The organism is Paenibacillus sp. FSL F4-0122, assembly GCF_038002845.1.
In the GTDB taxonomy this organism is placed as follows: domain Bacteria; phylum Bacillota; class Bacilli; order Paenibacillales; family Paenibacillaceae; genus Paenibacillus_AQ; species Paenibacillus_AQ odorifer.
Genome location: NZ_JBBODI010000001.1, coordinates 1301128 through 1315004, shown reverse-complemented (window position 1 = coordinate 1315004; position 13877 = coordinate 1301128). Strand labels below are relative to the sequence as shown.

Below are 13877 nucleotides of genomic sequence, written 5' to 3'. Positions count from 1 at the left end.
GCAATCTTCTTTTCGAAGAGCGTTTATTATAAATGAAAGTTTCATAAATAGAAGAGAAAAGGGAGGCTTACCTAAATGAAAGGTAAAAAGATCGCGTCTTCTTTAATTGCTGTCCTCATGCTTACTGGAGCACTGACAGCCTGCACATCCAAGAACAACAATGAGCCGAGTAATGATCCGGCAGCCACGAAAGCTCCAGAGGCTTCAACCAATGCAGGCGGAGTGGATACTTCCAAGGAAGCTAAGCTGGTGTACTACCTGTGGGGCAGCGAAGGAGTTAAAAATAAAGAAATCCTCGCTGAGATTAACAAGAAGCTCAAAGCTGATCTAAACGCTACGATTGAAGTGAAGTATATTGACTGGCCGGATATCGCTACTAAGTACCCGCTGCTATTTGCTTCAGGCGAAGAATTTGATATGTCGCATGCATCTCCCGGAGCTCCGGTGTCTTATTTCACATTGGCTAGTGAAGGTGCTCTAGTGGACCTTACAGAAATGCTGGATAAAGTTGCTCCTAAGCTGAAGGCGGAAATTCCGGAAAGTGTGTGGGAAAATACAAAATACAAAGGCAAAATTTATGGTGTACCAAGTCTTTATAGCGAATATACACCTGCCGGTTATGCCTACCGTTCTGACTTGCTGAAGAAATATGGAATGGACAAAATCACTTCCATTGATGATATGGTTAAATACATGGATAATGTGGTTGCTAATGAGTCCTTCCCGCCAATTAACGGCAAGGCAGAAGATGCGGCCAATATGTTCAGAATGCTCGTAGATACTACAGGGATGTGGCTTAACGCACCTGGTATATCTTTGAATGAGCTGAATCTTGTGACCAAAAGTCCAGAGGACTACAAGACCGTCTTCCATCCAGCCTTTACTCAGGAATTTGAAGATTGGGCTGTGAAGATGCGTGAATGGGCGGATAAAGGCTACTGGAGTAAAGATGTGCTGTCTGCAACCCTTGGCAGCAAGGATAACTTCAGAGCAGCCAACTCCGCAGGCTATTTGACTCATGCTCAGGACTGGATCGGCCAATACGGTGCGGATTTGAAAGCACAACCGGAATCAGATCCTTACTTCTTTACTTTTGCGGAAGCTAATAAGAAGATCAAACGTAAAATGGGCGTTGATAACTCGACTGTAATCAGCACGAACTCAGCTAATCCAGAGCGCGCTCTGATGGTGATCGAGAAGTTCATGACCGATGAAAGCTACTACAACCTCATCCAAAACGGTATTGAAGGCAAACAATATGTGATGGAAAATGGTGTTAAAAAGCAGCCTGCAGGCTTCAATGATAAAACGGACGGCGGAGGTTTCGCTGCTTGGTCACTTCGTAATGACAAATTCGTAGTTCCTACGGATACAGAAAACCCAATCCGTAACTCCTTATTCGCAGAATGGGATAAAGTGGCTATCGATGATCCTTACAATGGCTTCAGCTTTGATCCAACCAATGTTACAACTGAAATTGCTTCGATTTCCAACGTAAATTCACAGCTCGGTATTCAATTGATGCTTGGTAAAACAAGCAAAGATCCAAAAGCAGCTGTTGCAGAGTACCGCGATCAGTTGAAAAAAGCAGGAGTTGACAAGGTCATTGCCGAAGTAGAGAAGCAATTGGCTGCGTTTGTTCCTGTCAACTAAAGAAAGTTAAGGGGTGTAAGGGAGCTATAATTCGATATAGCTCCTTTACCCATAAATGGGGGAGTAAAGTGGATGTAAATATCAAGGATATCGCGCGGATTTCCGGTGTGGGCATCTCGACGGTCTCCAGGGTAATCAATAACAAGGGACCGGTGAGCAAGTCTACACGTGAGAAAGTGATGAGTGTGGTTAAGGAATACAATTATATTCCCAATTCCAACGCACGGAATTTGAAAACTACACAATCTAAGAACATTGCACTTATGGTCAAGGGGATTACCAATCCTTTTTTCTCTAATATGATCAGAGAAATTGAACGGCAGGTCAATCTGCGGGGCTACCCGTTTCTTATCCAGCAAGTAGAGGATGGGACCGATGAAATCAATGCTGCAATTCAACTGGTGAAGGAGAAGAATCTGTGCGGGATTATCTTCATGGGTGGAACCTATGATCATTCTGAAGAGAAGTTCAAACAGCTGACGGTTCCGTTTGTGCTGACAACGATCACCTCAACGCAGGAGGTGAACCCGCTTATTTTTTCCAGCGTTATTATCAATGAAACGAAGGAAGCCTATAAGGCTACCAATTATTTGATCTCATTAGGTCATACGAATATCGGCTTTTTAGCCAAGTCTCCTTTATTGGATGAAACCACGGGCAACCGGCGGTATTTGGGCTACAAAAAAGCACTCGAAGAGCAGGGTCTGCCCTACGATTCGGGGCTGGTCGAGGATTGTGAATACAGTCCCAGCTCGGGATTTAATGCTGCGCGGAGACTGCTCAACAAGAACAAGGGAATTACAGCTATATTTGCCGCTTCCGACACGATTGCCATCGGTGCTGCCAAAGCGGTGCTTACCGCGGGGTTATCTATCCCTGATGACATTTCAATCATTGGCTTTGACGGGATCGAGATGGCTGAATATTATCATCCTTCTCTGGATACAATCAGCCAGCCGGGTACGGAAATGGCCTTATCCAGTGTAGGTGTTCTGTTCGACCTCATTTCCGGACGGTCAAACCATCAGCATATTGTCTATGATGCGGTATTGCTCAAGCGTGGTTCCTGCAAGATGATTAAACCTCGTTAAGATCACACTATAAACCTTTATTGGAGTGGAACCGAAATGCAAGATACACTGAGAATAGGTACGATTGTTCGTGGTGGAGAAGCCGTTAAGGTCATTCCACAAATTGTGGGGCATGGATTTGAATCATTTAATCTGAACTTTTGGCAGACCACCGGCGAAACCGATTTGATCGAAACGGCTGCACGACTGAGGGAGTTAGCTGCTGAGCATGATTTTGTCATCTCTTCTGTGGGCATCTATGGCAATCCGCTGGATGGCAGCGGCGATAATGCCGACACCTTGGCCAGCTGGGAGCGGCTGATTGATCATGCACATTTATTTGGTACAGATATTATAGGCGGGTTCACCGGCCGATTGCCAGGTTTGTCCATTGACGAGTCCATCCCGAAGTTTACAGAGGTGTTCGGAGAACTGGCGAAGAGAGCGGCAGATCGCGGCCTGCGAATTGCTTTTGAGAATTGTGCTATGGGCGGAAACTGGCAGAGCGGAGAGTGGAACATCGCTCACAATCCTTCGGCCTGGGAGAAGATGTTCAATGCCGTTCCGGCAGATAATCTGGGATTGGAATGGGAGCCTTGCCACCAGATGATCGCATTAATTGATCCGCTTCCGCAGCTGCGCAAATGGATGGATAAAGTATTCCATGTGCATGGCAAGGATGCGACCATCGCTTGGGACATCGTCAAGGAATACGGTATTCATGGCCCTAAACCGTATGTATGGGACCGGACCCCTGGCTTCGGGGATACCAATTGGGTAGATGTAATCACCATCCTGCGCCAAGCGGGTTATAAAGGTACGATTGATATCGAAGGCTGGCATGATCCAGTGTATCGTGATGAGCTGGAAATGACCGGCCAGGTGCATGCACTGAATTACTTGAAATATTGCCGTGGTGGCAGCTTTGTGCCTAATCCGGTTTAAATGGTGCTATATGAAAACAACCCAAAAATGACCTCGAAATCCACAGTGAAGTGGAGGATGAGGTCATTTTTTATAGTTAATCCTGAATCAGATATCCTTGTCCCAGCTGTATTTCTTTGAAGCCAGCCAAATGGCGGGCTTGAAAGCGGACAGGGGAGCTGCCGCCAACCATAATGATATTTTGGATATCAGCGGCCCCTTCTGAAGGCAGGGAGAAGGCTTTGATATAGGCGTACTCTTCAGTAAGCGTCGTATAAATCGCGTTGATAAGCGGGTCATTTTCACCTTTTCCCATTAGATTCATGAGAATATATCCGCCTGTGTTTAGCTTCGAACGGGTAATACTGAAAAATTCACGGGAGACTAAATGCCTTGGTGTACCAGCGGCAGTAAATGCGTCCAAAATGATGTAATCATATACTTGCGGATTTTCACCTTCAAGGATCTGACGTCCGTCACCGATCACTACGTTATCTTGACTGTATCCGAAGCAGCGGCGGCTTAATTCGACTACTTCGTTGTCTAGCTCGGCTACTTTAAATCTTTTCTCCGGAAAATGCCCGGCAATTGTTCCAATCCCATGCCCAATAAGAAAAACATCCTCAAAAGAGGGAAGGTTGAACTCCATGAAGTGAATGATGGCCCGCGGATATTCAAAAAGAATTCGTTGCGGGTCATTAAGATCCATCGCACCTTGAGTGGCATGATTCGAGAACTGCATAACGCGGAAGGAGCCTTTTTCACCATATAGTTCTGTTGTGTCGTAGACGGTTATTTCATGATTTTCGCTATTTCTTTGAAGCTCTAAATGCAAGTGATCAATCTCCTTATACAATAGAAATTCGTTTATATTCATTGGGTGTAACCCCGACAACACGTTTAAAAAGCTTGTTGAAATAGGCAGGGTCGCCATATCCAACCTCTGCCCCAATCTCGTGAACCTTTAGGTCCGGAGCATTCTTGAGCAGATGTTTGGCTTTGCGCAGCCGAATTTCGGTGATGTAGTCCGTCAGTGTAAGTCCGGTCTCTTGCTTGAACAGCTTGCTTAAATAGCTTGGGGTCAAAAAAACCATATTCGCCAAAGTGTTCAGATCCGCATGCTGATTATAGTTAGCGGATATCCAGCGTTTGATGGTTTCTATGGCTGTACCGGACATTTCCAGACGATGGGTTCTGATTTCGGTCAGAATATTTGTAAAGTGGGCGGTAAACATCTCCTCAATGTCGCTAAAGCTTAAGCTGGACGCGATTCTGTCATCCAACCTGAGGTCGGGAGCACTTTTATTGCGGGCCTCGAATTCTTGCAGTTCCTTTTGTGCGGTTTCTTCAATCCATCGACAGACACGGAGAATTTGGTCAGGGCCGGCTTGTTGCGCTTTCAACACTGAGAACAGGTCATGAACCCATTCTAAGATGCCTGTCACATTCAGAATCTGCAGGTTATGGATCAGCGGTTCTCTAATTGTATTAAAGTGATCCAGGATGTTTATCTCCGGCTGTTGAATATCCTGAATATTCGCGTAATGCACAGGCTCCGGATTATATATGCCCAGGTTGCACGCTTGTTTAGCATCTAGGTATGCCTGTCTAAGCTTGGAAACCTCATTATAACAACCGCTGGTACCTACATGTAGGATCTTTCCGTGCGCAGATATCCGCATAATGTCACCGATATCTTTTAAATCGTTGTCTGACAGCGGCTCAGCAGAATATACAATCCAGACGTATAGTCCCTTTTGAAGCTCTAAGCTGTCGAAGCTCAACGCCTTCTCTTGCCGCAGACTGTCTGCGCAGGAGCAGACGGTTTCTCTGGCGCTCCCTTTGAGGACAAAGACCGAGAAATAAGGCTGGGGCAAGGTAAGGCTGGATAAAAGAAGAGGGGAAGAGGGCTCTTCGATATGTAAGAATGTCAATAAAAGCCCGGAACGGTGGCGTTCTTCCTTGTCGCGCGCGAGCTGCCGTTCTTTGTCTAGCCGATATAGCAGCTCGAACAGCTGCTCTTTATTGATTGGTTTTAATAAATAGTCTACAGCTGAGCTGCGGATGGCTTCTCGGGCATAATTAAATTCAACAAATCCACTCATTAGAATAGAGTAGATCTGCGGGTGGGTGGCTTTTAACTGCTTAATCAGCTCCAAACCATTGATTTGCGGCATACGAATATCTGTAATCACGACATCAAGTTGAAGTGTGGTTAACTCATCTAATAGATGTTTTCCGTCGGAGTAGGTGCCGATGACCAGAAATTCGGCGCTTTCTTTACTGATCATTCGAGCCAGTCCTTCGCGGATTAAGATCTCATCGTCAACAATCGCAATACGCAGCAATCAGAGCAGCCCCTCTCCTAAATAAATTCATCTTCGCTATATTTAGCGTTAATATCCTCAATGCGCAGGGTAACACGAGTGCCGACTCCAAGCTCACTCTCTACAAGCAGTCCAAACGAGCTGCCGTAATGCAGGCGGATTCTCTCATTTACATTACGTAGTCCAATCCCGAACCTTTCATTGTCCGTTCCAGTTTGCAGACTATTGTTTAAGGAACGAAGAGTAGCTTCATCCATACCGATCCCATCATCTTCTACACAGAAAACGGCATCTCCATGCTCGCTCCATGCGGTGATGCTCAAGGTGCCCAGTCCTACTTTTTGATCCAAGCCGTGAAAGACTGCATTTTCTACGATCGGTTGAAAGACAAGCTTAATAACAGGAAGATGAAGGAGTTCGTCCGGCACGTCAATGTTAAGTCTGAATTTGTCTGGGAATCGGATTTCCAGCAGCTGATAATAATTCCGTACATGATCCAGCTCTTGTCTAATTGTAACAGCCTCTTCGTTTCGGACAATGCTGTAACGCATTTGAAGTCCCAGTAAATAGGTTAGCTTCGCCACACGTGGATCATCATTGCTTTCTGCAAGCATGCGGATGGATTCCAGCGTGTTATAAATAAAATGGGGATTGATTTGGTTCTGAAGTGCCCGCATATCAGCCTTCTGCTTCCGTTTCTCCGTGATGGATACTTCTTGTAACAGATCTTTGACCCTTACGATCATCCGATTAAAATGACTGCCCAGCATCCCAATCTCATCATTATATTTGGAATGCTGCCAGACATCCAGATTACCATGCTGCACCCGTTTCATTAGGCGGACCAAGGATTTAAGGGGTTTGGTCAGGGCATGGGAAATTATAGTCGCAACAAAAAGCGCAAAGGCAATGATGATCAGTGTGGTCAAGATAAGCGTATTCCGATTCTTTTGTACAGGGGATAGGATACGTGTTAAAGGAATCGTAACCATGGTGGTCCAACCGGTCTGTTTCGAGACGGTATACACTGCAAGATAAGACTGGCCATTCAAGTCTATTTGAAAATGATCCTGCTGCTGATTTACTTGCTGCAGCAACAGCTTTGTATTCAGAGTTTGTGTATCGGCAGCCAGATTCGGAACCGCTGAATCTTCACTGGCATAGATCAGTTCTCCATTGTTATCTACAATGAACGTATTTCCTTGCGTAACTGCATTTACGGGATCGATAATACCCTTAAACAGATTGATGTCTACATCGAAAACGAGAATTCCTATATTCTGCAAAGTACTTACAGAGTTAATCGTACGCAGAACACTAAAGACCTCTTTATGGACATTCGAGTTGGTACGGATTGTATGTCTGCCCTGAATGACAGGCGCCGCTCCGGCATCTTCACTCATGGCTCTCCATTTAGCTAATCGTTCCTCTGGATACAGCTCATTAATTCCGGCGTCCTTATCATAAAAGACCGAACCGTACTGGTCTACCAAATACACGGCAATGATCTCTTCCTTAGTATGATTCAAATAGCTAAGGAACATCGCCATGCCCGTATTTTTTTCCCAGTCGGTATTTTGCTGTGTCAGGTAGACTTGCACATCGGTGTTATACAGCGGCAGGGCTGTATATCTCTTGAGGTCGGCAATATACCGGTCAATGGTATCTGAAGCATTCGATGTCATTTGACCCGCACCGTCAGTCGCATTCACAAGAACCGAGTTGAACATGGAGCGGGATGATAGATAACTTACATAAGTGATCGGCAGAGAGATCAGAAAAACAAAGATAACGATCAGCTTGCGCTCCATCGGTAGATTGGCAAGGAACAACCACATTTTGCGTAAAGTTAACCGGATGTATGATAGCATTTGCGTTGTTCCTTTCCTGTAATAAGCTACCTTATTTGACCGCTCCGCTGGTTACGCCTTCAAAGATGTAACGCTGCAGGAAGAAATATAGAATTACTGTTGGCAGCAGAATAAGCAGAATAGCTGCACAGATTAAATTCCATTCCCCCGAATTGACCCCTTGAAAACGCATCAGGATCGTCGTAACTACACCAAGGCTTTGTTTAGGCATATAGAGATAAGGGATGTACATGTCATTATAGATACTAATGGTTTTTAAAATAATCAAAGTAGCCGTTGCTGGCGTAAGTAAAGGGAAAATAATCGACCGATAGATTCTGAACAGAGAGGCACCTTCTACCATCGCACTTTCATCGAGATCCACGGGAATATTACGGATAAATTGCAGGTATAAAATGATTTGAATTACATCTGCTCCAATATAGAGCACGATCGGGGCGCCAAGCGTATTGTAAAGACCCATATTTTTGATGATACCAAAAGTCGCTACTTGTGTCGTGATACTAGGAATGATAGTGGCTACTAAATAAGCACCGAAAACAATGGGTTTCAATTTGAAAGAAAAGCGTCCTAATACAAATGCTACCATAGTCCCGAACAAAATGTTCAGAATTAAAGTGATAGCTATAATAATTAATACGTTGCCAAAGCCATTGAGTAGACCTCCACGCTGGAACACGGCAATGAAGTTATCGAAGTTTAAAAAGCTTTTTGGCAACGCGGTGGAGCTACTGCTGTTGAATTCTTCGGTCGATTTGAAGGCGTTAACGATGACCACATATGGAGGGAAGAGCACGACGAATACGCCGATAATTAGCGAAAAGTATTTAATGATATCTGTAAAACGAAACTTAGAGTGTGTCATAGCTACTTATCTCCTCCCCGGCTAAGAACAAGTTGTTGTATGAGCAGTACGATGACGACAAAGAAGAGTAGGATTATACTCATTGCAGATGCAAGGCCGTAGTTGTTAAATGCAAATGCGGTATCGACAACCCGTTGTACATAAGTTTGGCTGGCCCCTGCAGGACCACCTTTGGTCAACACGAAGGGGAGATCGAATACTTCCAGTGCCCCTGTAACGGTAAGAAATAAATTAAGCTGAATAACAGCCTTCATATTGGGCAAAGTGATTCTCCACAGCGTTTGAAAGGAGCCGGCACCATCGATCTTAGAAGCTTCATAAATGTCACGTGGAATGGCCTGCAAGGATGCGATATAAATGACCATGTTGTAGCCCATGAAACGCCAAAATCCTGTGGATGCAAGGGAGTAGTTGACTAGTCCTTCTGTTCCAAGCCAACTGGTCTGTCCGAGGCCGGTCAGGCCAATGCTATTCAGGAGCATATTCAATGAACCGTTAGTAGTGTCAAAGACATAACCGAACATAAAGGCTACAGCGACTCCGTTCATGATATAAGGAAGGAAAAGTAAGATGCGGAATGCATTTTTCCCTTTTAGTCTACTATTCAGCACAACCGCAAAATAAATAGCAACGATATTCTGGAGAATTCCCATTGCAAAATAAGCAAAGTTATGTGTGAAAACCTTGAAGATATCAGGATTGGAGAAGACCTCGCGGTAGTTATCTAGGCCAACCCAAGGTTTTTCGGGACTATAGCCATCCCAATTTGTAAAGCTGTAATAGATCAGTTTAAGTGCCGGATAATACGTGAATGTTGCAAGCAGCAACAATGGAATCGTGAGGAAGGATACAATGATTATAGTCTTCTGTTTGTTATAGGAAAGTGTTCCGAACATCGCTAGCCCTTCTTTCATAAAAGCGTGGTATGGAAAGGCAAAATGGATTATCCGTAAAGGCAATAATCCATTTTGCGCCGTTCTGTACTTCTAATCACAAGCTCAAATTAATAGCCGAGGTCCTTCTTGGCTTTAGCCCAAGCTTTATTCCACTTGTCTAATACAGTTTGTGGATCCTTGGCAAGCACGAATTCCTGTACTACAGCAGGAAGATCCAGTTGTGCCTTGTTACCGATCTCTGTAACCTTCGCATCGTCAACAGTTCCTTCTACCAGTTCTACTCCGGTAGCTTGGAATTCTTTCAGCTGAGTCAGATTGGATTCCTTGCCTTTTAATGGAGAGATAAAGCCAGCGAAATCCTCATAGCCCGAATCCTCAATCATCCATTTTACGAAGGCTTTAGCTGCCTCTAAATTTTTGCTGTTTTTGGCAACGGCATAGAAGAAGTCAGGGCTTAGGGTAGCAGATGGTTTACCCGAATTGTCATAAGGGAATGGGAAGAAGCCGACATTGTCTGAAGCAGCGCCTGCTCCGATGACTTGGTTAATAACCCAGTTGCCAAGATAATACATGGCGAACTTGCCGGAAGCGATGTCCTTTTTCGATTGTTCCCAGTTGGTGGAGTTGATGTCTTTTTCCAGATAACCTTTTTCGTTGAGCTCACTAAGCAGGCTAAAGGCTTTACCGTAACCGTTGTCCATAGTGAATGGTGTTTCAGAGTTCAGCTTAGCATTAGGAAAGTCGGGATTGCCTTCAATTAGGCGTGGTGTATCATAAGCCCAAGTACCAAGTGGCCATTTGTCTTTGAAGTTGGAGGACAGTGGAATGACACCTTTTGCTTTCAGCTTCTCGCAGGCAGCCAGGAATTCATCCCAAGTCTTAGGCGTTTCGGTGATGCCGGCATCGGTGAATGCTTTTTTGTTATAAACAATTCCGGAAGTAGAGTTCCCTGTAGTAATTCCGTACAGCTTACCATCAAAGGATTTGAAGTCTTTAAAGGTGATTTGGTCATTCAAACCGAGATCATCCAGTGAAGCAAAGTATTTCGGCAAGTCAGAGTTAGGGATGGAAGGAATAAACATAACATCTGGAAGCTCGCCGCTGGCCATTCTGACTTTAGCCTGTTGGTTATAGTCGGTTTGGGAAGCTTCGAACTCGACTTTAATGTTCGGGTATTTTTCATTAAAGCGCTTTACATATTCGTCATATTCTTTACCGATCATGTCTGTTCTGTTAGTTAGGAAGGTGATTTTGCCGCTGATATCAGCTCCTGCTGCAGGTTCTGCAGTTGCATTCGTGTCACCGCCGGTATTCTCTGTGTTAGTTGCTGCGGGCTTATCAGTTGCGGCAGCACCGTTATTCGTGGTGTTGTCATTATTGGAACCACAGCCAGCAAGCGTTGAAGATAAGACCATAATCATAACAAAGGATAACGAAAATAACTTATTTCTCATAGCTTAATCCCCTTTTCGTTTTTATTGTTAGCGTTTACATGAACATTATAGCTTTATCGAAGCCGTTAATAAATGTATTGTATTATTATTTATTGTCTTTATTTGTTTTGTTTCTGCGTTTATAATTAGCATGTACCTAACAATAAGATAACAAAATACAAAGAATATCAAAAGGGTTCAATGAATTAATTTGAGTCTTATGCTATTTTTGAGAAGTCTATGCTTACAAAACTTTTAGGAGGTATTATGAAACATTTGCATATGAATCTTGCGAAGTGGGATTTTAGAGGCTGTGGTGATGAGGAATGGCTTCCGGCGACTGTGCCAGGTACAGTTCATACGGATTTACTAAAGAACGGAAAAATTTCAGACCCCTTTTATGGAACAAATGAACATGATCTACAGTGGATCGATAAGAAGGACTGGGAATATCAAACCTCGCTGCAGTTGGGGGAAGAGTGGCAGGAGCTTGCTTGTACGGAGTTAGTTTTTGAGGGACTGGATACTTATGCAGATGTGTACGTGAATAATGTACATGTGCTCGCTGCTGATAATATGTTTCTGGCATGGAAAGTGGATGTCAAAGGTCAGCTGAAGACTGGAGAAAATAATATACGGGTGAAGTTCCGCTCTGTGGTTAAGGAAGATTTACCGAAATTAGCGAAGCTGGGTTATGCGCTGCCTGCCTCGAATGATCAATCCGAGCTTGGGGGATTAGATGAACAACGGATTAGTATTTTTGCGCGCAAAGCACCTTATCATTACGGCTGGGATTGGGGCCCGCGTTTTTTGACCAGTGGAATCTGGCGTGCAGCATCTCTGGTGGGACGTGACACCGTTCAAATTACTGACCTCTATATCCGTCAAAATGTGATTGCTAAGGAAGAAGCTCGCCTGACCGCAATGGTAGAAGTGGATGCTCCTGCTGCTTGGCGGGGAATGCTGCGAATAAGTGCCGATGGTTTGGAGTGGATGCAAGCGGTTACTTTAGAGGAAGGCAAGCAGCAATTAGAGATGAATATTGTTATACCTGAGCCAAAGCTCTGGTGGTGCAGGGCCCTTGGAGAGCCTCATTTATATACCTTCCAAGCGGAATTGCTGCAGGGAACGGAAGTAGAGGTTAGCAAAAGTGTAAAAACCGGACTCCGCAGTATTGAATTGATTCGGGAGCGTGATGCCAAAGGAGCTTCGTTTTCTTTTGCGCTGAATGGAGTTTCCGTCTTCGCCAAAGGTGCCAATCATATTCCAAATGACAGCTTCACCACAGAAGTAACCGAGGAGCGGTATCGGCATGAAATTGCCACAGCAGTAGAATCGAATATGAACATGCTGCGCGTTTGGGGCGGCGGTATATATGAAGAAGATATTTTTTATCAGCTCTGTGATGAATACGGACTGCTGGTCTGGCAGGACTTTATGTTCGCTTGCAGTATGTATCCCGGGGACGAGGCGTTCCTTGAGAATGTGAAAAAAGAAGCCGAATACAACGTCAAAAGATTGCGCAATCATCCCTGCATCGCCTTATGGTGTGGCAATAACGAGATTGATTCGGCCTGGTCACAGTTCGAGGAAAATATGGGCTGGGGCTGGAAAGAAAAACTCGGCGCTGAGCAAAGAGCGACAATGTGGGCCGATTATATTAAAATCTTCCACCGTATTCTGCCGGAGGCTGTAGCCGCATTCCATCCAGGTGTGGACTATTGGCCGTCTTCGCCGCTGCGGGAGCTGACTGGCGATATAAATCAGCATGCGACGCGGATTGTGGGCGAAGGGGATGTGCATTACTGGGGTGTGTGGCACGGGATCGAGCCATTTGAGAACTATAATACAAAGGTTGGCCGCTTTATGAGTGAATACGGCTTCCAGTCGTTCCCGGAACTGAAAACCGTAATGAGCTATGCAGAAGAGCAGGATATGGAGCTTACCTCAGAGGTGATGCTGGCACATCAGAAGAATGGTCGCGGTAATCTGCTGATCAAAGAATATATGGATATGTATCTGCCGCAGCCGAAGGACTTCAAAGCCTTTTTATATATGAGTCAAATCCTGCAGGCCGAAGCGATCCGAATCGCGATTGAAAGCCACAGAAGAAATAAACCTTATTGTATGGGCACTTTATACTGGCAGATGAATGATTGCTGGCCGGTGGCTTCTTGGGCGGGGATGGATTATAACGGGCGCTGGAAAGCTCTGCAATATACCGTGCGTTCAAGCTTCCAAGATGTTTTGTTGTCTATCGACGGTACAGACCGTGAGAAGGTAGACGTTCATGTCGTATCTGATTTAAGAACAGCAGTGAGCGCTGAGTTGGTGCTTACTTTGTATCAGTTTAACGGTTCGGTGCTGCGAGAGTGGACACATCCCTTTGAGCTGGGAGCTGATTCTGCTGCTATCGTATTCTCTTCTCCTGTGGCAGACCTGCTAGAAGGTCAAGGGGTGGGTGATGTATTGCTTGGAATTTGCTTGCAGGCGGATGGCCGGGTGATAGATCACAAGCTGCATTATTTTATTCCGGAAAAAGAAATTGCGTTACAGCGCTCAGTGATTACCGTGCTGGAAACTCCAGAGAGTGGCGGATTAAGCTTCACCGTGACCAGTGATGTATTAGCTAGAGGCGTATACCTGACTTCAGAAGACGAAGGAATATTCTCTGACAATTATTTTGACCTTCTCCCAGGTCAGACCAAGACGATAGAGTTCTCACAACGCGGGAACGATGGAAGAGACTGGATTCCAGCCGCACCTAAGGGGCTAAAGGTTCAATCGATGGTTGATTTTGTGAGCGAAGATTTGCTGTAAATCCTAAGGAGAGAAGGA

Annotated in this window: 10 protein-coding genes; 4 read left to right on the top strand and 6 right to left on the bottom strand. The window is 44.9% G+C overall.

What is annotated here, in order from left to right; all coding sequences use genetic code 11:
* Positions 1–75: 75 nt before the first annotated feature.
* The 3 genes from MHH49_RS05565 (at position 76) to MHH49_RS05555 (ending at position 3668) form a co-directional block, all read left to right on the top strand.
* Positions 76–1653, top strand: a complete 1578-nt coding sequence (locus MHH49_RS05565; protein WP_341137973.1) for a DUF3502 domain-containing protein — start codon at positions 76–78, stop codon at positions 1651–1653.
* Positions 1654–1721: 68 nt separating this feature from the next.
* Positions 1722–2744 (top strand): LacI family DNA-binding transcriptional regulator, encoded by a 1023-nt coding sequence (locus MHH49_RS05560; protein WP_036686912.1) that lies wholly within the window; start codon positions 1722–1724, stop codon positions 2742–2744.
* A 36-nt stretch (positions 2745–2780) separates the two neighbouring features.
* The gene (locus MHH49_RS05555; RefSeq protein WP_036686914.1) at positions 2781–3668 is read left to right on the top strand and encodes a sugar phosphate isomerase/epimerase family protein; all 888 of its coding nucleotides are present in this window, start codon (positions 2781–2783) and stop codon (positions 3666–3668) included.
* A gap of 76 nt (positions 3669–3744) precedes the next feature.
* Here MHH49_RS05555 and MHH49_RS05550 read toward each other — a convergent pair whose 3' ends face one another.
* The 6 genes from MHH49_RS05550 to MHH49_RS05525 all read right to left on the bottom strand — a co-directional run bounded on the left by MHH49_RS05550 (position 3745) and on the right by MHH49_RS05525 (position 11060).
* The gene (locus MHH49_RS05550) at positions 3745–4524 is read right to left on the bottom strand and encodes a spermidine synthase (RefSeq protein ID WP_341137972.1); all 780 of its coding nucleotides are present in this window, start codon (positions 4522–4524) and stop codon (positions 3745–3747) included.
* A complete protein-coding gene (locus tag MHH49_RS05545; protein WP_341137971.1) occupies positions 4496–5995 on the bottom strand; it encodes a response regulator transcription factor in 1500 nt (499 codons plus the stop codon). The genes MHH49_RS05550 and MHH49_RS05545 overlap by 29 nt, the downstream gene beginning before the upstream one ends.
* Before the next feature lie 17 nt (positions 5996–6012).
* A complete protein-coding gene (locus tag MHH49_RS05540; RefSeq protein WP_076214905.1) occupies positions 6013–7845 on the bottom strand; it encodes a cache domain-containing sensor histidine kinase in 1833 nt (610 codons plus the stop codon).
* Between the two features lie 31 nt (positions 7846–7876).
* Positions 7877–8710, bottom strand: coding sequence for a carbohydrate ABC transporter permease (locus MHH49_RS05535; protein WP_051491485.1), 834 nt, complete (start codon positions 8708–8710; stop codon positions 7877–7879).
* Positions 8711–8712: 2 nt separating this feature from the next.
* Positions 8713–9606, bottom strand: coding sequence for a carbohydrate ABC transporter permease (locus tag MHH49_RS05530; protein WP_036686923.1), 894 nt, complete (start codon positions 9604–9606; stop codon positions 8713–8715).
* Positions 9607–9713: 107 nt separating this feature from the next.
* Complete coding sequence (locus MHH49_RS05525; RefSeq protein WP_038568815.1) at positions 9714–11060, bottom strand: ABC transporter substrate-binding protein; 1347 nt, start codon at positions 11058–11060, stop codon at positions 9714–9716.
* Between the two features lie 246 nt (positions 11061–11306).
* On the opposite strand from MHH49_RS05525, the gene MHH49_RS05520 reads away from it, so the two are divergent.
* Complete coding sequence (locus MHH49_RS05520) at positions 11307–13859, top strand: beta-mannosidase (RefSeq protein ID WP_341137970.1); 2553 nt, start codon at positions 11307–11309, stop codon at positions 13857–13859.
* The last annotated feature ends 18 nt before the right edge of the window (positions 13860–13877 follow it).

Bases quoted from the DNA above. Each gene is read 5' to 3' on its own strand.
- MHH49_RS05525 (WP_038568815.1), bottom strand. From the start codon at position 11,060: ATGAGAAATAAGTTATTTTCGTTATCCTTTGTTATGATTATGGTCTTA.
- MHH49_RS05535 (WP_051491485.1), bottom strand. From the start codon at position 8,710: ATGACACACTCTAAGTTTCGTTTTACAGATATCATTAAATACTTTTCG.
- MHH49_RS05530 (WP_036686923.1), bottom strand. From the start codon at position 9,606: ATGTTCGGAACACTTTCCTATAACAAACAGAAGACTATAATCATTGTA.
- MHH49_RS05520 (WP_341137970.1), top strand. From the start codon at position 11,307: ATGAAACATTTGCATATGAATCTTGCGAAGTGGGATTTTAGAGGCTGT.
- MHH49_RS05565 (WP_341137973.1), top strand. From the start codon at position 76: ATGAAAGGTAAAAAGATCGCGTCTTCTTTAATTGCTGTCCTCATGCTT.
- MHH49_RS05540 (WP_076214905.1), bottom strand. From the start codon at position 7,845: ATGCTATCATACATCCGGTTAACTTTACGCAAAATGTGGTTGTTCCTT.
- MHH49_RS05550 (WP_341137972.1), bottom strand. From the start codon at position 4,524: ATGAATATAAACGAATTTCTATTGTATAAGGAGATTGATCACTTGCAT.
- MHH49_RS05555 (WP_036686914.1), top strand. From the start codon at position 2,781: ATGCAAGATACACTGAGAATAGGTACGATTGTTCGTGGTGGAGAAGCC.